The following is a 20,845-nucleotide window of genomic DNA, read 5'->3' on the forward strand; positions in this document are numbered from 1 at the left end:
GCAACTCTCCTTATGCAATCGGGTTATCCCAAAAGCCGCGCCGCTCGGCAAGGTGGGAAATGCCCAGCAATGTCAGCAGTCTTGCGCTTTTACCCCGATCCGCCTTGCCAAAGGGTTGCCAAAGCCGCTGTGAGGGGTTGTATGAGAACAAAGATGGATCATGTTAATAGCCCGATGTTCCGTGCCATATCCGATGGCCAGCCAAGGAAGCCGCCATGTCTTACGCCCATAACGACAGCCAACCGCCGATGATGCATGCCGCCGCGCCGGATGTGAAAAGCCGTCCCAAACTGGAGGGCGGCAAACGCTTCATCCTGCACACCGAATTCGAACCGGCGGGCGATCAACCCACGGCCATCGCCGAATTGGTCGGCGGGATCAACGAGGGCGACCACGATCAGGTGCTTTTGGGCGCAACCGGCACCGGCAAGACCTTTACCATGGCCAAGGTGATCGAACACACCCAGCGCCCCGCGATCATCCTCGCCCCCAACAAAACGCTCGCGGCGCAGCTTTACGGCGAATTCAAAGGGTTCTTTCCCGAAAACGCGGTGGAATATTTCGTCTCCTATTACGACTACTACCAACCCGAAGCCTATGTCGCCCGCTCGGACACTTTCATCGAGAAGGAAAGCCAGATCAACGAACAGATCGACCGTATGCGCCATTCGGCCACGCGGGCTTTGCTCGAACGTGACGACGTGATCATCATCGCCTCGGTCTCGTGCATCTATGGCATCGGGTCGGTCGAAACCTATGGTGCCATGACCCAAGATTTGAAGGTCGGCGAAAGCTATGACCAGCGCGCGGTGATGACCGATCTGGTGGCGCAGCAATACCGCCGCAACGATGCGGCCTTTACCCGCGGGTCCTTCCGCGTGCGCGGTGACAGTTTGGAAATCTTTCCCGCCCACCTTGAGGACCGCGCGTGGAAACTGTCGTTTTTTGGCGAGGAACTGGAAAGCATCACCGAATTCGACCCGCTCACTGGCGAGAAAACCGGCAGTTTCGATCAAATCCGCGTTTACGCCAATTCGCATTACGTCACGCCGAAACCGGCCATGTCACAGGCCATCATCGGCATCAAAAAGGAATTGCGCCACAGGCTCGACCAATTGGTCGGCGAGGGCAAATTGCTTGAGGCGCAGCGGCTGGAGCAGCGGTGCAATTTCGATCTGGAGATGCTGGAGGCCACGGGGGTGTGCAACGGCATCGAGAATTATTCGCGCTATCTGACCGGCCGCGCGCCGGGCGAGCCGCCCCCCACCTTGTTCGAATTCATCCCCGACAATGCCATCGTTTTCGCCGACGAAAGCCACGTCTCGGTGCCGCAAATCGGCGCCATGTATAAGGGCGACTTCCGGCGCAAGATGACGCTGGCCGAACATGGCTTCCGCCTACCGTCCTGCATGGACAACCGCCCGCTCAAATTCGAGGAATGGGACGCGATGCGGCCGCAGTCGGTCTTTGTCTCCGCCACGCCGTCCAATTGGGAGATGGAGCGCACCGGCGGGATTTTTGCCGAACAGGTGATCCGCCCCACCGGCCTGTTGGATCCGGTGATCGAAATCCGCCCCGTCGATATGCAAGTCGATGATTTGCTTGATGAAATTCGCAAGGTCGCGGCGCAGGACATGCGCGTATTGGTCACCACATTGACCAAACGCATGGCCGAGGACCTGACCGAATATCTGCACGAACAGGGCATTCGTGTGCGCTATATGCACTCCGATATCGACACGATCGAACGCATCGAGATCCTGCGCGATCTGCGGCTCGGGGCTTTTGACGTGCTGATCGGGATCAACCTTCTGCGCGAGGGTTTGGACATTCCCGAATGCGGATTGGTGGCCATTCTGGACGCCGACAAAGAGGGCTTCTTGCGCTCTGAAACCTCGCTCATTCAAACCATCGGCCGCGCCGCGCGCAACGCCGAAGGCCGCGTGATCATGTATGCCGACCGCATCACCGGATCGATGGAGCGCGCCATGGGCGAAACCGACCGCCGCCGCGCCAAACAGATCGCCTATAACACCGAGCACGGCATCACCCCCGCCACGGTGAAAAAGAACGTCGAGGATATTCTGGCGGGCCTTTACAAAGGCGATGTGGACATGAACCGCGTCACCGCGACCATCGACAAACCGATGCATGGCGCCAATCTGGAAGCGCATCTCGACGGGCTGCGCCAAGACATGCGCAAGGCCGCCGAGAACCTCGAATTCGAAGAGGCCGCCCGCCTGCGTGACGAGGTGAAACGATTGGAGGCGGTCGATCTGGTGATCTCGGACGATCCGCTGGCGCGCCAATCCGCGGTCGAAGCCGCCGTCGAGCAATCCGCCGCCAAACGCGGCCGCTCCACCGGCGGACGCGGCGGACAACGCGGCGGGGTCAAACGGCGGGGGAAGCGTTAGTTGGTAAAGCTCAAGAACTATCAAGTTGACGAGTTAAGAGAATGGTTCAGCCCAACACCGGGCTACGTTCTGGATTTTTCGAACCGCACCTTCAAGGAGTTCTTTGAAGACCACTTCGAGACGAATATCTACGCTGAGGCATTCACCCATCGCGGGACATCGAAATTCAACAGGTTCCTCGCTTTCGTCGATCATTCACCACCTCATGTTGTTATTGAGTTACTTGAGTTGCTTTGGAAAAAGAAAAATGTGGAAAGAGATCATGACTTAGAAATACTCGAACACCACTACCATTCGGATGCGTGGACCGTCTCGCGAGACCAATATAACCAAGCTGTGGCTAACACTGAACGAGAAGATGCTCCTTTGAGTAAATTGATAGCCTCTCTCGCGACCCTTCCCAGCCACACCGCGGCACCTCACCTCAAACGTGTGAGCGCAGAATGGACGCTTGATACCGTCGAAAGCGAATTCAGCAGAGCATTTGACAACATTGAAAATGATCCCGAAGCGGCCGTCACCGCCGCGTGCTCCATGCTTGAAAGTGTCTTCAAATCCATCATCAAAGCACGCGGCTTGGACCTACCAAAGTCGATGGAGATTAAAGCGTTGTATCGGGTGGCCAGAGAACCTTTGGGCCTTTCCCCAGATATTGGGATAAAGGACACCCAGATCGAAGCCGATGTTCGTGACATCCTAAGTGCATTGGGGAATGCAATTAAGGGCATCGGCGCGCTACGGACACACGCAGGAACGGCGCACGGGCGTGAGAGAGGATTCCGCCGTCTCGACCCGCGAATTGCTCGTCTATCCGTCAACTCAGCCTCTTCAATTGCTCTGTTTATGGTCGAAACTTGGGAGAAAAAGTTCCCCGAGGATAAGCTGCGTGCAGAGCCGCAGTAGCCCAAATCTGTGATTTGGGCAGCGCCCGAACCGCCCCCACGGGGCGGGCGCTATGCGTCCGCCCCTCGGTTCGGGCACGCGGTGTCTGAGGCAAACACGGCGACAGCCAACCCGCTGAATTGGCCAGCGCCGCCGTCTTCCGCTTCACCTCTCGCAATTAACCAATTAACCAAACCCTTATAAACAAGGGGTTTCTACCCTTTCGTATAAGTGACCACCTCCGCCGCTTCCTTTACAAAAGGTAACAGACGTAAAGACACGCCTGCCGCCTCTCTGCGGTCCGCTGCTTTGACGATCTTCTCATGATTGACACGGTGTGGGCCGCGGGATGCGGTCCTCCTCCACCGCCGCCCTTGCACCCCTGCCTTTGTCGCCACAACGCATAGGAGCACGACAATGCGCATTTTGATTTCCGACACCAACTGGACCACCGCTGCCCTTGCCCGCGATCTGCGCGCTGCCGGTTTTTTCGTCACCGAGGCCAATGACGGCGAGGAGTTGATCGAATTTGCGCTCAACGGGATGCAGGACGCGATCCTGTTTGACCTCGACCTGCCCGATATGAAGGGCGCGGACGTGCTGCGCAGCTTGCGGGCGATCCTGCCCCATACGCCGATTTGCACCACCGGCGCGAAGGTCGATGGCACGCTGCGCGTCAAGCTGATGGACGCGGGGGCCGATGACGTCTTTGCCCGCGACACCGACGGCGCGCTCATCGCCGCGCATCTGCGCGCCTTTGTGCGCCGCACCAATGGCTTCGCCACGCCGCTCTTGCGCAATGGCAGCCTCGAAATCGACCTGAGTGCCCAATCGGTGAGCATCCAAGGCACGCCTTTGCACCTGACGCGGCTGGAATATGAATTGATCGAAATGCTCAGCCTGCGCAGCGGCATCTTGGTCACCCGCGAGATGATCATGTCGCAGCTTTACGCATGGGAGGACGAGCCGGATCCCAAGATCATCGACGTCTATATCTGCCGCATCCGCTCGAAAATGGCGGCGCTCGGCGCGGCGGATGACCTGATCCACACCAGCTTTGCGCTTGGCTACCGGATCGACCTGCCCGCACCCGCGGCGATGGCCGCCTAAACCCCTAGGCCATTTCAGGGCGCCCCCTTCCCCCGATGCGCGCCCCGAAGCCAGACCCGCCCCGCCGCCCGTATCGGCGCATGGGGCGGGTCTTTTTTGCACGGCCCACGGCGCAAACCCGCTGCGGCGCGGATTTCTTAAGAACCCGTTTACCAATTTTAACTAGTCTTAACGCCCGAGAGGGGGCGGAATGCTGCGTCTGGTTGTTTTGTTTGCGCTTCTGGCAGAACCGCTTTTTGCGGGCGCTTGGCCGCGCGGGAAAGGCAACAGCTTCGTCTCTTTGAGCTTCCAGCTCACCGACCGCGATTTTTTCGCCCCGTTCAACACCTATACCGCGCTCTACCTCGAACACGGGGTCACCGAGAAAATCACCATTGGCCTCGACACAGGCCGCGGCGTGTCGGGCAAAAACAAAACCATCCTCTTTATCAGCCACCCTTTGTTGCGCACCGACAGCGGGCATAACTTCGGCGTTGATCTGGGCCTTGGATATCTTGCGGGTGAACCTGCGATCCGGCCAGGCCTCTCTTACGGGCGGGGCTTTAGCACCGACAAAGGATCGGGCTGGTTCGCGGTGGATACGGTGATGGAATATACGCTTTCGACGGGGCGGATCGATTTGAAAAGCGACATCACCTACGGGCTGTCCTATCACCCGACGATGAAAACCATCTTGCAATTACAAACGGGTATCTCGGCCTTTGATCCGCCCTTTGCGCGGTTCGCCCCCTCGCTCGTGTTCAAAACCGGCGAGAAGACCCATATCGAGGTGGGCCTCGCCATCGGCCTTGTCGGGGATAGCAATTACGGCTTCAAACTCGGCATGTGGCGCGATTTCTGAGCGCCCCCGCCCCCAGCGCCCCTGCCCCAAAAGTGCCCGCGCACCCGCCCTTCGCGGCGTACAAATGCAAAACGGGCGCCCCAAAGGAGCGCCCGCATGGGTGTTGTCATGGGGCGGCCCTGCGCCCTGCGCGATCAATCGAGCGGATTGTCCATCCGCACTTTGAGCACCACCGTCCCCGTCACATCGCGCGACCACACAAGGTTGAGCTGGTCCGAATTCGGCCCCTGTTTGGTCTTCACATAGGGCACCTCGTGATGCGAGGTGTTGTTGTTTGTGGCGATCTTGCCCTCAAAGGTCAGCCCCTCGCACATCTTGGCCCAGCCCTTGAAGGGCAGCAAAGGCGCGCAATCGACGACCCATGTCTGGCCAAGCGTTTGCTCCTCGTGCCGGATGGTGAGCGGGTTGAACGTCGGGTTCTTGATCGCGTTGAACATATTGCCGCTGAAGGTGACATTGGACAATTGATCATAGCTCAGATCGGCATAAGTCGTATCAACCCGTTCGATTTGGTCAATTTTGGTGCCGCCCAGAATGCGGAACACATTGCCCGACACATTCAGCCCGTTGATGAAATGCCCCGGCCCGTGCGGTTTGATCACGATGAAACCGAACCAGCTGGCGACATAGCCCGCAAGGAAGGTGTTGCCCGAAATATTCAGCCCTGAGAAGCTGAATTCGGAATTGTAATCGGGGTTGGGGTCATGTTCGTTGGCCCATTCGATAAAGCTGTTATCGACATAGTTGCCGGTGAGCGTGGCGCGGCAATTGGTGCGGGTCAAAACGATCCCCGCCATCCGCGTGCCCGCGGGGGCGCTGTCGCCTTGGAACCAATGGTTGCCGGTGATCACCGAACTGGAGCCGCCCATCACCCCGAAATGGCGCATATGCACCGCGCGGTTGTTGCGGACCTTCACGTCGTTGCCATTGGTGTTGAACCCGATGGATTGCCGCTCTTGGCTCAGCTTGCCGCTCTCGTTGGACAGCCACTGGCAGCGGTCGATGAGCATCCCCTGACAGCCTTCGCCGTGGCTGGTGATGCCGCGGTCCAAAGGACGGGTGAAAAAGCAATCGCGGAAGTGATAGATCAACCCCGCAGGCGAAAGCAAAACCGCGCTGGCCACGCCCGAACACTGGAACTCGACATTCGAGATCACCAGCTTGTCCATATACTCGAAGCCGCTGAAATCGAGGATGTATTTGAAGCGCTTGAAGGTGAAGGTCTGGGTGCCATCGGCGTCAAAGAAGGGCGCGGACAATTCGATTTCCTGCGCCGCGACGTTTTTGGACCGCACATAGACCTCGCGGCCCACGCCATTGCCCTCGATGAGCGATCCGACCGGAATATTGGCCACATCGACCACACCGGTCAGCCGCTTGGCATCCGAACGGTTATAGGTGGCTTGCGAGGTGACAACCGTGGTTTCCCAATTGGTCGTGCCCTCGGCAATCAATTGCCCGTTATGGATATGGCGGCGCTGCGCGTAAGAGGTGCGATTGGCCACGGCGGCCTGCATATCAATCGGGGCGGAAATCGACAAACGCCGCCCGTCCAGATCCAGCGATTCATGCCCCGCGCTGTTCAAAAGCGCCTGAAACGCCTTTTTGAAGGCCAGTTCCTCGCTGCCGAAGGCATCGATATAGGCCGAAATGCTGTAATCCTTGGTGGGCGAGAAAATCTTGTCGTCGGGCATGGTGATCGTGCCCTCGAATTCGACATGGTTCTCGAAGGTCATGCTGTCGGCGAGGTAATATGTCCCCGCAGGCACCAGAACGCGCCGCCCGTTGGCCGCATCATCGGCGGCCTCAAACGCCGGTTGGTCATCGGTCACGCCGTCGCCAACGGCGCCGAAATCGCGCACATCGACCCAATTCATCATATCGCGCAAAAAGACCGAGGTGACATCCTCGATGACGATATCGTCGATCCGCACGATGGAGCCGACGCTGCCCACCACATCAAGGCCGAAATGGCCATAAAGCGGGGCGCTGCCCCACACCATATCGACGCCCGTGCGCTGGCCCGAGCCGATGATCGCGCTGACCTCGACGACCTCGCCGTAGCTGGTCAATGTGGTCGACGGGCCGGTTTCCAACAACCCGCTCACATGGCTGCCGCCTGCGCCGCCCGCCCATCCGGCGATGCGCACCGAAGGCAATGCGCCGCTGACCACTTTGACCCGCGCCGTCACCCGCAAATAGCACCCTGGCAACATCGGCGTCTCGCCCATATAGCGCAGCTTGGTGGTGCTGGTGATGGTCTGGACCTCTAGGCAGCCGCTGAAATCCTGATCCGCGGGCACAAAGGCGGCATTGGCCGCATTGTCATAGGTGTCCGACCCCGGGGTGCCATCGCCGCTCGACCATACGTCAAGCCCCGCCGAAAATGCGGGCGGCATGAACACCACCCCATCCGTAATCGCCTTGTTCATCCAAGTCCCTTTCCACATGGGGCGCCCCGCCCCGCAAGATGTGCGGGCGCGATACGGCCAATGCTCGATTGTCACATGTCTCGCCAAACCGGGGCTGGCCCGGATGCGCAAAGAGGTATCAACGAGGCGTTAACGAAGCCTCAGACCACCGTGACGGTGCCCCCGCGCGCGGCGGGGAATATCAAGCTAGGGAATTGAAAACAAAGGCGCCTACACGCCCACGTCCGGCACGGGCAAGATATTGACGCCATTGATGCGCCACCCGCCCTCGGCCTCGATCATGTGGTAATCGAGCATATATTCGCGCCCGTCCGCCCCGCGCACAAAGAGACGCTGCACGATCCGCCCGTCTTGGGCGCGCCGGTCCAGAAACCGCATCTCTTGCGGGTTGGTGACCATCTGGTAGCCGCCCAAAACCATCTGCCCGAAATATTCGGGCGAGACGAAATAGCGCTGCAATCCGGGGCTGGCGAAGGTAAAGGCGGTCTCCAGATCACCGGCGCGAAAGGCCTCGATCTGGCGCGAGATCACATCGGGGATCGCCGCTTCGCCGGTTTGCTGTGCCTGCGCCGCCCGAGGGGCCAAAGGCGCCAAAAGCAAAGCCGCAACAAGCGGCAACGCAAGGCTCAAAGTCGATAGAAAACGCATGGGGGCCTATCCTTTCATGACAAAAGGATAGGCCCCCGCACGTAAAAATCAAAATATTTGGACTAACCGAGCTTTCCGGCCAACCCGTCTTCGATCAATTGCACCGTCTCGGGCGCGCCGTAAAGCGCGGCGAAACTGCCAAACCGCGGGCCTTGGCTGGCGCCCAAAAGCACCTCGTAAAGCGCCTTGAACCAATCGCGCAGGTTCTCGAACCCGTGGTTCTTGCCCACCGCGAAAACCACCGATTGCAGGAAATCGCCATCGGTGAAATCGACCTGCGGCAAAGGCTCGTCATTGCCCATCAGCGCGTTCTTGCGCGCGATCTGGTCCAATGCGGCGCTCTCGCTGGCAAAGGCGGCGGCCAGATCGGCCATCGCGGCGCGCTCTTGCTCAGTCGGGGCGCGGAAGACCTTGGCGGGCTTGACGAAATCATTGTAGTAGCGCACCGCATAACCCGCCGCCGCATCCAGATCGGGATGGGTCGCGGCGCTGGCCTCGGGGGCATACCGCTGGATATAGCCCCAAAGCTGCTCCTTTTGCTCGGCCCCTGCCACCGAGGCGAGGTTGAGCAGCATCGAGTAGGGCACCACCATATGGCTTTGCGGCACATCGCCGCCGTGGATATGCCACACGGGGTTATTGACCCGCGCCTTGGCGTCTTGGGTCTCATAGGCGCGCAATTGCTGGTGATACTCGTCCATCGCCTTGGGGATCACGTCAAAATACATCCGCTTGGCGGTTTTGGGCTTTTGATACATGAAATAGGACAGGCTCTCGGCGCTGGCATAGGTCAGCCATTCGTCGATCGACAATCCGTTGCCCTTGGATTTCGAGATTTTCTCGCCATTCTCGTCGAGGAACAATTCATAGGTGAAATGCTCCGGCGCGCGCTGGCCAAGGATGCGGCAGATGCTGTCATAGATCGGCGTATTGGTGCTGTGATCCTTGCCATACATCTCGAAATCGACGCCAAGCGCGGCCCAGCGGGCACCGAAATCCGGCTTCCATTGCAATTTCACCGTGCCGCCGGTGACGGGCAGCGTCCATTCGCGCCCCTCTTCGTCGTCAAAGGTGATGGTGTAATCGTCGCGGTTCACCGATTTCATCGGCACATAGAGCACGCGTCCGGTTTCGGGATGGATCGGCAAAAAGATCGAATAGGTCTGGCGGCGCTCTTCGCGCAGCGATTTGAGCATCACCGCCATGATCTCATCGTATTTATCAACCGCGCGGCGCAGCACCTCGTCAAACTGGCCGGAGCCATAAAACTCGGTCGCCGAATAGAATTCATACTCGAACCCGAAGGTGTCGAGGAAACGGCGCAGCATGGCGTTGTTGTGATCGCCGAAACTATCGAACTCGCCAAAGGGATCGGGCACCGAGGTGAGCGGTTTTTGCAAATGCTCGGCCAAAGCCTCGGGGTTCGGCACGTTGTCGGGCACTTTGCGCATCCCGTCCAGATCGTCGGAAAAACAGATAAGCCGCGTCGGAATATCGGAAATTTCCTCAAAGGCGCGGCGGATCATCGTCGTGCGCGCCACCTCGCCAAAGGTGCCGATATGCGGCAGGCCCGAGGGGCCATAGCCGGTTTCAAACAACACATATCCCTTTTCGGGCGGCTGTTTTTCATAACGTTTGAGCAGGCGGCGCGCCTCTTCGAAGGGCCATGCTTTCGAGGTAAGGGCGGCGTCGCGCAGGTCAGACATATCAAACTCCGGATGGGATCACGCCGCACCCAATGCGCGGCAGACCGCCACTCCCTATTGCGGCAGGGCGGCACAGTCAATATTCTGCACTGCAACAGAGCTGTTTCAAAAGGATATCCCAGTGGCCGAGCAGATCCCCCATTCCCTCACACCGCAAGATTGCCTCGTCGCGATCATGATCGCGGTCTCCGCCTCTGACGAGAATATCCGCACCGCCGAATTGGTCAAAATCGAATCCGCAGTGAACAACCTGCCGATTTTTGCCAATTACGATCTCGACCGGATGAACGTCATGTCGCAAACCGTCTTTGACCTGTTTGGCGAGGAAGAGGGGCTGGATGCGCTCTTTGGCTTGATCCGCGATAACCTGCCCGAGCATCTGTTTGAAACCGCCTATGCGTTGGCCTGTGATGTCGCCGCCGCCGATGGCACCTTGCAAGAGACCGAATTGCGCCTGCTCGAAGAGATCCGCTATGAGCTGGACATCGACCGGCTGCACGCCGCCGCCATCGAGCGCGGCGCAAGAGCGCGACATCTGGCCGGATAACCCACTGAAAAAAAACAAAAAGGCAGGGCAACGCGCCCTGCCTTTTGCATTTTATCGCGGGTCTGATCACTCGGCAGGCGGCGTGATTTTGACGCTCGGCACGCTCACGGTCTCTTCCTCGGTGACGACCTTCACCTTGGGCACGGTGACCTCGACCTCTTCGCTTTGCACCGAAACGCTGCCCACGTCTGCGTCGAATTTCGGCAATTCACCGCCATCAACGCTGACATCGACTGTGGGCAGACGGCCCTCGGAAGTCTGGTCGATATCGACCATGTAAATCGCACCTGCGGCGACAAAGGCGACAACGGCGGCAGAGGCGACAATAACAGGGGTTTTCATAGTGTTCTCCTTGGTTAAGCGTGTCATCATTTGCAACCCAACCCCGCCCGCGGCGGTAAAGTTCCGATAAATTTTTCGGGAACAAAACCCGCCGCCGCTGCGTTACCCCACCGAATGCTTCGCGTTTGAAGCCCCATAAAACAAGGAATTTTACCATGGAATATGGACTTTTCGGACTTCTCGTTCTGATCGCCGATCTTTATGCCATCTATGCAGTTCTGACCTCGGGCGCCTCGGGCGCGGGCAAAATCGTCTGGACCCTCGCGATCCTGCTCTTGCCGGTGCTTGGCTTTATCGCATGGCTCGTCGCAGGCCCGCGCGGCTCCCGCGCAGCGGTGTAAGAGCGCGCGAAACGCCGCACTGCAATGGATCAAACGACAGGGGCGCCCCGCTGTGGGCGCCCCTATCCGTATGTTCGATTTTGTAAATTTTTCGCCGATCCGGCCCGCTCAGGTGCCGTAGATCGTGCCCCAGCGCTCGATCAGCTTTTGCTGCAACCGTTTGGACCGCTTGTTCCACGCCGCCCCGCCTTGCGGGCGCTCGCGGTCCTTGCGGGCGATGCGCGCGCGCGCCTCCTCGTCGGCGGTAAAGATCACAAAGGCCAGTTCGGTGCCATCGGGCGCGGTCAGATAGCCCGCCAGCGACGAGACGAAATTCAACGTGCCGGTTTTCGCATGGACCTTGACCGGATGGGCGCGGTTCACCTTGCCATTGTCATGGCGCATCGCAATCGGTTTGAGCATCTGCGGCAATCCGGTGCTCTTATGGGCCAGCGCCAAGGCGCGCGCCAGATCACCCGCCTGCACATTCGACGCCGCCCCAAGCCCCGAATGATCGACCAACTTCGCCCGCCCCATGCCCATCGATTGCTGGGCCCAGCGCTGCATCGCCGCGGCCGAGGCGGCAATCGAGACCGCGCGCCCCTCGCGCGCGACGGTGGCCGCCATGCCGCACATTTCTGCGGTCAGGTTGTTGGAATATTTGAGCATATCGCGCAAAATCTCGCGCAAACCGGCGCTCGCCACCGAGGCGATCACCGTGCCGCGCGGCGCGCCATCCACAACCTTCGGCGCGGGCAGGCTCACGCCTTTGGATTTGGCCAGCGCCGCAAACACGTCGCCCGCATAGGCTTCGGGTTTGCGCACCGGAAGCCAGCGCGATCCGCCCTTGCCCAAGGCGGCGCGCGCCACGGTCCATTCGTCGCGCCCGCCCGCGTCCTTATAGGTAAAGAGCGGCGCCTCGCGGTTGACGATCGCCACCCGCGACATGGCCACGGCGGGGCGATAGTTTTTCGACCGCGCGTCCATGGCAACGCCGTAGCTGGAGCCAGTGCGCCGCCATTCGAAATGCACACGGTTGAAATTGAGCGCCAGCCCGCTGATCGAGGGGTTATAACCGACGTGATCGGGCTGGCCGCTGTCGATCACCCGCTGATAGGGCAGCGCGCCGCCATAGACCAAGAACCGCCCCGTCACGCGGCTCACGCCTGCGGCTTTGAGCTTGCCGGCCAAAGCGGCCAACGCATCGGTGTCCAGCGTCGGATCGCCTCCGCCCATCAGCACCAGATCGCCGCGCAATTCGCCCCCCGCGACCGGCCCTGTGGCCAAGAGGCGGGTTTGAAAACGGTAATCGGCGCCCAGAGCCTCCAGCGCGTAAAGCGCGGTGATCGCCTTCATCACGCTGGCAGGCGGCAGGCCCACGGCGCTGTCGCGGCTTTCAAGCACCAATCCGCTTTCCACATGGGCCACCGTATAGGCCACCCGCCCGCGCAAACCCGAGGCGTTGATCAATTGCTCCGGCGCGCTGATCAGGCGTTTGTGAAACTCCCGCGGGCGCGGTTTGGGGCGCAAGGAGACGCTGGGCGCACCGGCCCATGCGGCGCTTGGCACTGCTGCCAGCATCGCCGCCCCGCCGCGCAAGAACCCGCGCCGCGACCAGAATGTCATCCCCTCGCTCATGCCCCTTCCCTACTCATATTCGCCCGCGCGTGACAAGCCCGATGCCCTTCGCGCGCGGCTCTGCCGCACTGCGCGCCGCGCTCGGTGCGCCACGCGTCGCGCCGCGCGTCGGCCCTACGCGTTGCTCGGGCCACCCTGATGCGGCCCCATCAACGGCGCTTGGCGTCAAAATATGGTTAACCGATCCGCAAAGGCCGCCTTGGCCGCCGCTTTCCCAGCCTGCGAAAGACGCCGGAAGCAAAGCCGCCTAGGTCCCCTCCCCCTGCACCACGGTGCCATTTTGCCACCCGCCCTCGGCGCGGATGCGGGTCGAGGACACATCCTTCATCGCCACATTCACAAAACACCACGCAGGCGCAGCGCAGCGCGCCAGCAGGCGGCTTTGCCGTCCCTTCAGGCGCGCAAAACGATAGGTTTTCGCCGCCACCGAGCCGCGCGCCGCCGCCCGATCTCCGGGCCGTGCCAAAACCCCCACCGGCACATGGTCAAAGATCCACCGCCAGTCTTGCCATTGGTCGATCTGCGCAAGGTTATCGGCCCCCATGAGCCACACGAACCGCAAATCGGGGCGCAGCGCGCGCAGCGCGGCAAGGGTCTGCGCGGTGTAGCGCGTGCCGATCTGCGCCTCGATGCCGGTGATGGCGACACGCGGATGCACCATGACCTCGCGCGCCCGCGCGATACGGCTGTCCAATGGCGCGGGGCCGTTTTTCTTGAGCGGATTTGCGGGGCTGACCAGCCACCAGACCTGATCAAGATCGAAGCGGCGCAGCGCCTCGCGGGTGATATGGGCATGGCCCTCATGGGCCGGATCGAAGGAGCCGCCCAAAAGCCCGATCACCTGCCCCGATGCGGCCAGAGGCAAAGCCGCGCGCAGGCCTTGCCCGCCCGCGTCTGCATGACGAGGCCCCGAGGCGGGGCCGCTGCGATCTGTCGGGGGTGGTGCCATCAAGGGTCCTTTGCGCGAAACGCCACGAATTCATGAACCCGCCTAGCAGTTCAGCGCCGGTTAATACCTCAAATTTTATACAGGCGCGAGGGCCTATTGCCATCAGTTATTAAGGATATAACGGCATCAAGCCTTGGTGAGCGTAACCAGACCTACGGGTGCCCCCTTGTCCAAGTCCAACTGCACATCTCGGATCATCGACCCAAAGGGGCAACCGGTCGAAGGCGCAGCAAGCCCCTGTTCGATGATGATCGCCCATGCGCGCGACGGGATGCTTTTGCAAGATCTGAGCGGCCGCATCCTTGCGGTCAATCCGGCCTATGAGGAAATGTTCGGCTATGCCGCGGGCGAATTGATCGGGCGCCACCCGCTTGAATTTGCCGTGCCCGAAAACCAACGCCCCGATGCCGAAACCCTTGCCGCCTTTCGCTATGACCCGAAGGCGCCCGAATTCAGCGATTACGAGATCATCGAGAACCAGCGCGCCGATGGCACAACCTTCTGGAACCAGCTCAGCTTTGGCCTGATCAGCGCCGAAGAGACGGGCGCCGAGCCGATGGTCGTCGTCTCCTGCCGCGACATCACCACACAGGTGAGCACCGAACACGCGCTGCGCGATGCCAAATCCCAAATCGAATATGGCGCCAACCACGATGATCTGACCGGATTGGCCAATCGCAAGCGTTTGCTCGAATACCTCGGCTCCGACATCGTCAGCGCCCTGATGCAGCGCGGCTCGGTCGGGCTGCTGCAAGTCGATTTGCACAATTTCCGCTCGATCAACGACACATTGGGCCATGCGGCGGGCGATGCGGTTTTGCGCCATATCGCCGGCCATCTGCGCGCCATCGCCAAGGGCGGCAATCTGGCCTGCCGCACGGGGGGCGATGAATTTGTGCTGGTCTTGCTCAATGTGCCCGCCCCCGAGGCCTTGATGATCGCCGCCAAAACCCTCGCGGGCCGGATCAGCGAGCCGCTGATCTGGGAAGATCACCCGATCCATATGTCGGTCAACATCGGGGCCAGCATCTCCGCCCCCGAGATCGACGGCGACACGTTGATGCAGCAGGCCGAACTGGCGCTTTACCGCGCCAAAGCCGCCGGAACCGAACCGGTGCTGCTCTATTCCGACGAACTGGGCCGCACCCTCGCCGCGCGCCAACAGCAGATCGTCGATCTGCGCACCGCGCTCGACGAGAAGCAATTCGTTGTTTACCTGCAACCGCAACTGGACCTGCGCCGCGGCGAGGTGATCGGCTTTGAGGCCTTGATCCGCTGGAAACATCCCGAACGCGGCATCCTTGCCCCTGGCGCGTTTCTGGCCGCCGCCGAACAGGCCAATATCCTCGCCGATATCGATTATGTCTCGATGAACCACTCGCTCGACGCGCTGGCGATGCTGCGCCGTGCGGGTTTTACCGATCTGAAGATGTCGATCAATGTCTCCGGCTCGATCCTTGGCGATATCAACTATCCCAGCCTGCTCGATTGGGCGATCCAGTCGCGCGATATTCCGGTCGAAAGCGTCTGTGTCGAAATCTTGGAGACCACGATTTTGGAGAACGGCGATATGGATATTTCCAACGCCGTGGAAAAGCTCTCGGCCATGGGGATCGAAGTGGCGCTGGATGATTTCGGCACCGGCTATGCCGGTCTGGCGCATATGGCCAAGCTCAAGGTCGATACGATCAAACTCGACCGCTCGATGATCATGCGGCTGGACCGTGATCCGCGCAACAAAACCATCATCCGCGCCATCACCGAACTCTGCGCCGATCTGGGCGTCAATGTCGTCGCCGAAGGGGTCGAAACCCAAGAGCAGCTCGACCTTTTGATGCAAATCGATTGCCCCGTGATCCAAGGCTACGGCCTCGCGCGGCCCATGCCCTTGGCAGATGTGGAAGGCTGGCTGCGCGATTTCATCGCCTCCGGCAACCGGCTGCAAATGCCCCAGCGCCGCGAAAGCAAACTTCTGCGCCTCAAACGCTAAAGCGGCCCGCCCGCGGCGCCCTCGCCTGCCCGCCCGCCGCGTTTTGCCCGCCGGTGCCCGATTTTCCCGCCGTTCAAAGCCGATCACCTGCGCGATCCCGCCTAACACCAATTGCCCTCGCGCGCGCATCGCGATAGACCGCTGCAAACCCTTTTCTCCAAGGAGCGATCTCATGGCGTCCTATCAATATGTCTATCACATGTCCGGTGTTTCCAAGACCTATCCAGGTGGCAAGAAATGCTTTGAAAACATCCATCTGAACTTCCTGCCGGGGGTGAAGATCGGCGTTGTCGGCGTCAACGGCGCGGGTAAATCCACGCTTTTGAAAATCATGGCCGGTTGGGACAAGGATTTCCAAGGCGAGGCATGGCATGCCGAAGGGGCCAAGGTCGGTTATCTGCCGCAAGAGCCCGAACTTGACCCCAGCCTTGATGTGCGCGGCAATGTGATGCTCGGCGTGGCGGAGAAAAAGGCCATTTTGGACCGCTATAACGATCTGGCGATGAATTACTCGGACGAGACCGCTGACGAGATGGCCAAGTTGCAAGACGAGATCGACGCCGACAACCTGTGGGATCTGGACAGTCAAGTGGACGTGTCGATGGAGGCGCTGCGCTGCCCGCCCGATGATGCCGATGTGACCACCCTGTCGGGGGGCGAAAAACGCCGCGTGGCCCTGTGCAAACTGCTGCTCGAAGCGCCTGACATGCTGCTGCTTGACGAACCGACCAACCACCTCGACGCCGAAACCATCGCATGGCTGCAACAGCACCTGATCGATTACAAAGGCACGATTCTGGTCGTCACCCACGACCGTTATTTCCTTGATGACATCACCGGCTGGATTCTCGAACTGGACCGCGGGCGCGGCATCCCCTACGAGGGCAATTATTCCGCGTGGCTGGAGCAAAAGGCCAAGCGGCTCGAACAAGAGGCGCGCGAGGACAAGTCCAAGCAAAAGACGCTGGAGCGCGAATTGGAATGGATGCGCCAATCGCCCAAAGCGCGCCAAGCCAAATCCAAAGCGCGGATCAATTCCTATAACGAACTGGCCAACCAATCGGAGCGCGAGAAGCTGTCGCGCGCCCAGATCATCATCCCCAACGGCCCGCGCCTTGGCAATAAAGTGATCGAAGTCAAAGGCTTGAAGAAAGCCATGGGCGACAAGCTTTTGGTCGAGGGTCTGGATTTCTCGCTGCCGCCTGGCGGGATTGTCGGCGTCATCGGACCCAACGGCGCGGGTAAAACCACCCTGTTCCGCATGCTGACGGGCCAAGAGCAACCCGACGAGGGCACGGTCGAATATGGCGATACGGTCAAGCTGAGCTATGTCGATCAAAGCCGCGACGATCTGGACCCCAATGCCAACGTCTGGGAGGCCATCGCCGACGGGCTGGACATCATCAAACTGGGCGATGCGGATGTGAACGCGCGCGCCTATTGCTCGGCCTTCAACTTCAAGGGCGGCGACCAGCAAAAGAAAGTCTCGCTCCTGTCAGGCGGCGAGCGCAACCGCGTGCATATGGCGCGGCTCTTGCGCGAGGGCGGCAATGTGCTGCTGCTCGATGAGCCGACCAACGATCTGGACGTCGAAACATTGCGCGCGCTCGAAGACGCATTGGTTGATTTCGCAGGTTGCGCCGTGGTCATCTCGCACGACCGCTTCTTCCTCGACCGGATTTGCACCCATATCCTCGCCTTCGAGGGCGATGCCCATGTGGAATGGTTCGAAGGCAATTTCGAGGACTATGAAGAAGACAAAAAGCGCCGCCTTGGCGCCGATGCTCTGGAACCCAAGCGCCTCAAGCACAAGAAGTTCACGCGCTAAGCCAAGGTCACGCGCCAAGTCGGCAGGCCCTGCGCGCAGCAAAGCCCCTGCGCGCACAGGCCCGATAAAGACCGATAAAGACCGACGGCCCGCAAGACATGGCGGGCCGTTTTTCTTTGGTCGGGCCTGCGGTGCCGCGCCGCCTTGGCGCGGCTTGGGCCGTGCGCGCCCTTAACTTTTACCGCTGCCCCCTCGACGCGCCGCCTGCGCGCGCAGGTGTCGCTGCGGGTTAACTTTCCGTCTTTTTGCCCTCTGGGGCGGCGCCGTTCGCGCCCTCGCGCTGCGCCTCGCCCCCTGCGCCCGCCGCAGCGCGCCCCGCCTCGCGTTCGGCCAATCGGGCGGCGTGGACCTCTTCGGCCTGTTTGGCCAGATGCGCGTCGAGCCGCACTTCCTCGGCGATGCGCATTTGCGCCCATGTCGCCAAAAGCCGGTTGATCCGCGCGTGATAGCCTTTGCCCATGGCGCGGTAGAAACGCGCGACCGAGCGATCCAGATAGAGCGTCACCTTCTCCTTCGGCTCCTCCACATCCAGATCATGTTCGAGCGTATGCCACGCATCGGGCACCAATTCGCGCAGGGAACTGTCGATCCAGCGGTCGCGCTCCATGCGGATGAGATTGCGCAGCAGGCCCTCGCGGGCGATGCGGGCGGTTTTGGTGCGTGGGGTCATATCCTGTGCCTTTCGTGGATCGCGCGGTCTGCGGCGCGGCGAGCGGCGCGATGTTTGGCGCAGTCCGGCGCGCAAATCGGGCCTGCCCCAAGCGTGCCAAAGCGCCCTTAACACCCGCTTGTCACAGCGCGCGGCGCCACCGACGCAATACCGACGTGATACCGACGCAAAACAGACAGCGATTTTTCGCCGGTTTTGCCGCACCGAAATGAATCCTTGCGTTGCGGCGCGCTTGGCCGCATACGGGGCAGGCTTACGACCTCTTTATCGACCACTGTCTCCCTTAATACGGCACTCAGTCTTTCGATCCAGACGAGAACGCCACACTGCCGCACTTCCGCGGGCAGGCTTTAATTATGGAGACTACGGATATGGCCAACGGCACCGTAAAATGGTTCAACTCTACCAAAGGCTTCGGCTTCATCGCACCGGAAACCGGTGGCAAAGACGTGTTTGTGCACATCTCTGCTGTCGAGCGTTCGGGTCTGACCGGCCTCAATGACGACCAAAAAGTGACCTTCGACGTCGAAGCAGGCCGTGACGGCCGCGAAAGCGCCGTCAACCTCGCGCTGGCATAAGAATCAAAGGCAAGGGCACCCTCAGCGGTGCCCTTGTTTTTCCCGCGTCCCGCCCAAAACCGGACGCAACGCGCGCCGCTTTGGCCCGCATGTGATTCTCCGCCCCGCGCGCAAATCCCCGCGCCAGCGCGAAGAGCCTCGACCCTCCCCCACGTCAACCGCCGCGACCAGTGTATTTTTGCCGCATTTGGGGCAATTGCACGCTAATTTTCGCGCAAATTTACCATCTATCCGAGAAACAGTTTGACCTCTTCGCCGGCACTGTTATCTCATGAAACGAGCATATCACCGGTCGGGCTGTGCGTTATCTGTTTACGCGCCGCGCCGATTATAGTTGTAAAGGATACGACCATGAAAAAAGTTATCGCACTTGCTTTCGCCGCTGGCCTCGCAACCACGGCACCTGCAAACGCACAATCGGCGGCCCTCACCGGCTTTGGCGGTCTGGGTGCCGGCGCAACCGTTGGCGCAATCGTCACCGGCGCAATGATCACCGTCATCGTTGGCCAAGCCATCGCAGACGCAGACTCGGCCACCACAACCGAGTAATCCAAACGCTCCGCATCTGCGCAGCGAGGATGGAATTTGGCTTCGGCCCGAAAAGCCGGTGATGAAAATCGCCGGCTTTTTAACGTTTTAGATATGGCGCCGCCACGGGCGATTTACCACCCGTTAAGACCTTGCCCATAGGTTTGTTAACGGGGGTTAATTGGAGTGGTGGAATGGCGATCATCTCGATCTTATTCGGCGCGGTGCTCAGCACCGTAACCTTGGGCGTTGCGGGATTTGGCTTTGGCGCAAGCTGGAACAGCCTTGCGCTGCTGTGGCTTTGCACTGCGGTTTTTGTCCCCGTGCTGATGATCACGGCCCATGCGCTGCGCCCGCCGCAATTGACCCGCCGCAAGGGGGACATCGGCGCGCTTTCCGGCGCGCCCACGGGCCAACCCGCGCATGGTCACTGACCACCGGTTAGCGAGTGACCACCGGCAGACCGAAGGCGCGCGAGGCCCAGCCGCCAAGGCAAAGCGCAAAGCCTAGATGCTTTGCGTCACCCAAGCCGAGATTTGCGCCGCAGGCATCGCGCCCGATTGGCGCGCCTTTTCCGACCCGCCCCTAAAGGCCGCCATCGTCGGAATTCCGCGAATGTTATAGCGTTGCCCCGCAGCCGGTTCCGCCTCGGTGTTGAGCTTCACAAACCGCACCCGCCCCGCATGGCTGGCGGCCGCTTTGGAAAACTCCGGCGCCATCATTTTGCACGGCCCGCACCACGGCGCCCAGAAGTCCACAACCAGAGGCACATCATCATTGCGCGCGGCCTTTTGCAGCGTCGCAAGGTCCACCTCATGGACTTTACCATCCATCAGCTTCGCCCCGCAGGTACCGCATTTGGCCGTGCTTGCGGGCTTGTCTTGCGCCATCCGGTTGACTTGACCGCAATCCAGACAGGTAATTTTTCGACCCGACATTGAGGCTCTCCCTTCCTACATTCAGCAATTGACATATTTAACAACCGTTGAATTTAAAGGGGAATGGCGGGTTTTTCGGCAGATTTCTGCGCGTTTCACGCGGCCAAATAGATTCATATAAATTTCACTTGCGTTATAAAACCATCGCTCCAATATAAAACAGGCGACGTTACCTCTATCGACCCTGCTCCTTCTACGGCCCAGTTCTCGATCTTGCACTGACGAGCCGTCCTGCCGCATTCCGCGGGCAGCTACTATAAGGAGAAACGACGATGGCTACTGGCACCGTCAAATGGTTCAACACCACTAAAGGCTTCGGCTTTATCGCCCCCGATGGCGGCAGCAAAGATGTGTTCGTGCATATCTCGGCTGTGGAACGCTCCGGTCTGACCGGTCTTTCCGACAACCAAAAAGTGACCTTCGACATCGAGCCGGGCCGTGATGGCCGCGAAGCTGCGGTGAACCTCGCACTGGCCTAAGGCCC

General features: G+C 60.3%; 20 protein-coding genes. 12 read left to right on the plus strand and 8 right to left on the minus strand.

Features of this window, described 5'->3' with window-relative positions; genetic code table 11:
* The first annotated feature begins 215 nt into the window (after positions 1–215).
* The 4 genes from uvrB to ABWV64_RS05025 all read left to right on the plus strand — a co-directional run bounded on the left by uvrB (position 216) and on the right by ABWV64_RS05025 (position 5,247).
* A complete protein-coding gene (gene uvrB / locus ABWV64_RS05010; protein WP_353343171.1) occupies positions 216–2,414 on the plus strand; it encodes an excinuclease ABC subunit UvrB in 2,199 nt (732 codons plus the stop codon).
* A complete protein-coding gene (locus tag ABWV64_RS05015; protein ID WP_353343172.1) occupies positions 2,415–3,317 on the plus strand; it encodes an abortive infection family protein in 903 nt (300 codons plus the stop codon).
* Positions 3,318–3,713: 396 nt separating this feature from the next.
* A complete protein-coding gene (locus ABWV64_RS05020) occupies positions 3,714–4,406 on the plus strand; it encodes a response regulator transcription factor (RefSeq protein WP_353343173.1) in 693 nt (230 codons plus the stop codon).
* A gap of 190 nt (positions 4,407–4,596) precedes the next feature.
* Positions 4,597–5,247 (plus strand): hypothetical protein, encoded by a 651-nt coding sequence (locus ABWV64_RS05025; RefSeq protein ID WP_353343174.1) that lies wholly within the window; start codon positions 4,597–4,599, stop codon positions 5,245–5,247.
* Positions 5,248–5,381: 134 nt separating this feature from the next.
* Here the strand turns inward: ABWV64_RS05025 and ABWV64_RS05030 are convergent, their stop codons facing one another.
* From ABWV64_RS05030 to ABWV64_RS05040, 3 genes are all read right to left on the minus strand, one after another.
* Positions 5,382–7,679: a glycosyl hydrolase family 28-related protein gene (locus ABWV64_RS05030; protein ID WP_353343175.1), complete on the minus strand. Its 2,298-nt coding sequence runs from the start codon at positions 7,677–7,679 to the stop codon at positions 5,382–5,384.
* 210 nt (positions 7,680–7,889) lie between these two features.
* Positions 7,890–8,327 (minus strand): DUF4864 domain-containing protein, encoded by a 438-nt coding sequence (locus ABWV64_RS05035; protein WP_353343176.1) that lies wholly within the window; start codon positions 8,325–8,327, stop codon positions 7,890–7,892.
* Between the two features lie 62 nt (positions 8,328–8,389).
* Entirely contained in the window at positions 8,390–10,033 is a 1,644-nt protein-coding gene (locus tag ABWV64_RS05040; protein WP_353343177.1) for a lysine--tRNA ligase, read from the minus strand.
* 121 nt (positions 10,034–10,154) lie between these two features.
* Between ABWV64_RS05040 and ABWV64_RS05045 the strand changes: the two genes are divergently transcribed.
* The gene (locus ABWV64_RS05045; RefSeq protein ID WP_353343178.1) at positions 10,155–10,580 is read left to right on the plus strand and encodes a tellurite resistance TerB family protein; all 426 of its coding nucleotides are present in this window, start codon (positions 10,155–10,157) and stop codon (positions 10,578–10,580) included.
* Between the two features lie 66 nt (positions 10,581–10,646).
* Here ABWV64_RS05045 and ABWV64_RS05050 read toward each other — a convergent pair whose 3' ends face one another.
* The gene (locus ABWV64_RS05050; protein WP_353343179.1) at positions 10,647–10,922 is read right to left on the minus strand and encodes a hypothetical protein; all 276 of its coding nucleotides are present in this window, start codon (positions 10,920–10,922) and stop codon (positions 10,647–10,649) included.
* Between the two features lie 155 nt (positions 10,923–11,077).
* Here ABWV64_RS05050 and ABWV64_RS05055 point away from each other — a divergent pair, with 155 nt between their 5' ends.
* Positions 11,078–11,263 (plus strand): PLD nuclease N-terminal domain-containing protein, encoded by a 186-nt coding sequence (locus ABWV64_RS05055; RefSeq protein WP_353343180.1) that lies wholly within the window; start codon positions 11,078–11,080, stop codon positions 11,261–11,263.
* 108 nt (positions 11,264–11,371) lie between these two features.
* Here ABWV64_RS05055 and dacB read toward each other — a convergent pair whose 3' ends face one another.
* Both dacB and ABWV64_RS05065 read right to left on the minus strand, forming a co-directional pair.
* Entirely contained in the window at positions 11,372–12,880 is a 1,509-nt protein-coding gene (gene dacB, locus ABWV64_RS05060) for a D-alanyl-D-alanine carboxypeptidase/D-alanyl-D-alanine endopeptidase (RefSeq protein ID WP_353343181.1), read from the minus strand.
* A 247-nt stretch (positions 12,881–13,127) separates the two neighbouring features.
* Entirely contained in the window at positions 13,128–13,757 is a 630-nt protein-coding gene (locus ABWV64_RS05065) for a nicotinate-nucleotide adenylyltransferase (RefSeq protein ID WP_353344522.1), read from the minus strand.
* Between the two features lie 238 nt (positions 13,758–13,995).
* Here ABWV64_RS05065 and ABWV64_RS05070 point away from each other — a divergent pair, with 238 nt between their 5' ends.
* Positions 13,996–15,819 (plus strand): putative bifunctional diguanylate cyclase/phosphodiesterase, encoded by a 1,824-nt coding sequence (locus tag ABWV64_RS05070; RefSeq protein ID WP_353343182.1) that lies wholly within the window; start codon positions 13,996–13,998, stop codon positions 15,817–15,819.
* A 172-nt stretch (positions 15,820–15,991) separates the two neighbouring features.
* Positions 15,992–17,647 (plus strand): energy-dependent translational throttle protein EttA, encoded by a 1,656-nt coding sequence (gene ettA / locus ABWV64_RS05075; RefSeq protein WP_353343183.1) that lies wholly within the window; start codon positions 15,992–15,994, stop codon positions 17,645–17,647.
* A 229-nt stretch (positions 17,648–17,876) separates the two neighbouring features.
* On the opposite strand, the gene ABWV64_RS05080 is transcribed toward ettA, so the two are convergent.
* A complete protein-coding gene (locus ABWV64_RS05080; protein ID WP_353343184.1) occupies positions 17,877–18,317 on the minus strand; it encodes a BrnA antitoxin family protein in 441 nt (146 codons plus the stop codon).
* 371 nt (positions 18,318–18,688) lie between these two features.
* Here ABWV64_RS05080 and ABWV64_RS05085 point away from each other — a divergent pair, with 371 nt between their 5' ends.
* The 3 genes from ABWV64_RS05085 to ABWV64_RS05095 all read left to right on the plus strand — a co-directional run bounded on the left by ABWV64_RS05085 (position 18,689) and on the right by ABWV64_RS05095 (position 19,857).
* On the plus strand, positions 18,689–18,895 hold the full coding sequence (locus ABWV64_RS05085) for a cold-shock protein (RefSeq protein WP_353344524.1): 207 nt from the start codon (positions 18,689–18,691) through the stop codon (positions 18,893–18,895).
* 351 nt (positions 18,896–19,246) lie between these two features.
* Positions 19,247–19,444, plus strand: a complete 198-nt coding sequence (locus tag ABWV64_RS05090) for a hypothetical protein (RefSeq protein WP_353343185.1) — start codon at positions 19,247–19,249, stop codon at positions 19,442–19,444.
* 173 nt (positions 19,445–19,617) lie between these two features.
* Positions 19,618–19,857, plus strand: coding sequence for a hypothetical protein (locus tag ABWV64_RS05095; RefSeq protein ID WP_353343186.1), 240 nt, complete (start codon positions 19,618–19,620; stop codon positions 19,855–19,857).
* Between the two features lie 72 nt (positions 19,858–19,929).
* On the opposite strand, the gene trxC is transcribed toward ABWV64_RS05095, so the two are convergent.
* Entirely contained in the window at positions 19,930–20,361 is a 432-nt protein-coding gene (gene trxC, locus ABWV64_RS05100) for a thioredoxin TrxC (protein WP_353343187.1), read from the minus strand.
* Positions 20,362–20,633: 272 nt separating this feature from the next.
* On the opposite strand from trxC, the gene ABWV64_RS05105 reads away from it, so the two are divergent.
* The gene (locus tag ABWV64_RS05105) at positions 20,634–20,840 is read left to right on the plus strand and encodes a cold-shock protein (protein WP_110795555.1); all 207 of its coding nucleotides are present in this window, start codon (positions 20,634–20,636) and stop codon (positions 20,838–20,840) included.
* Positions 20,841–20,845: the final 5 nt, after the last annotated feature.

The organism is Litorivita sp. NS0012-18 (assembly GCF_040371945.1).
Classification (GTDB): domain Bacteria; phylum Pseudomonadota; class Alphaproteobacteria; order Rhodobacterales; family Rhodobacteraceae; genus Litorivita.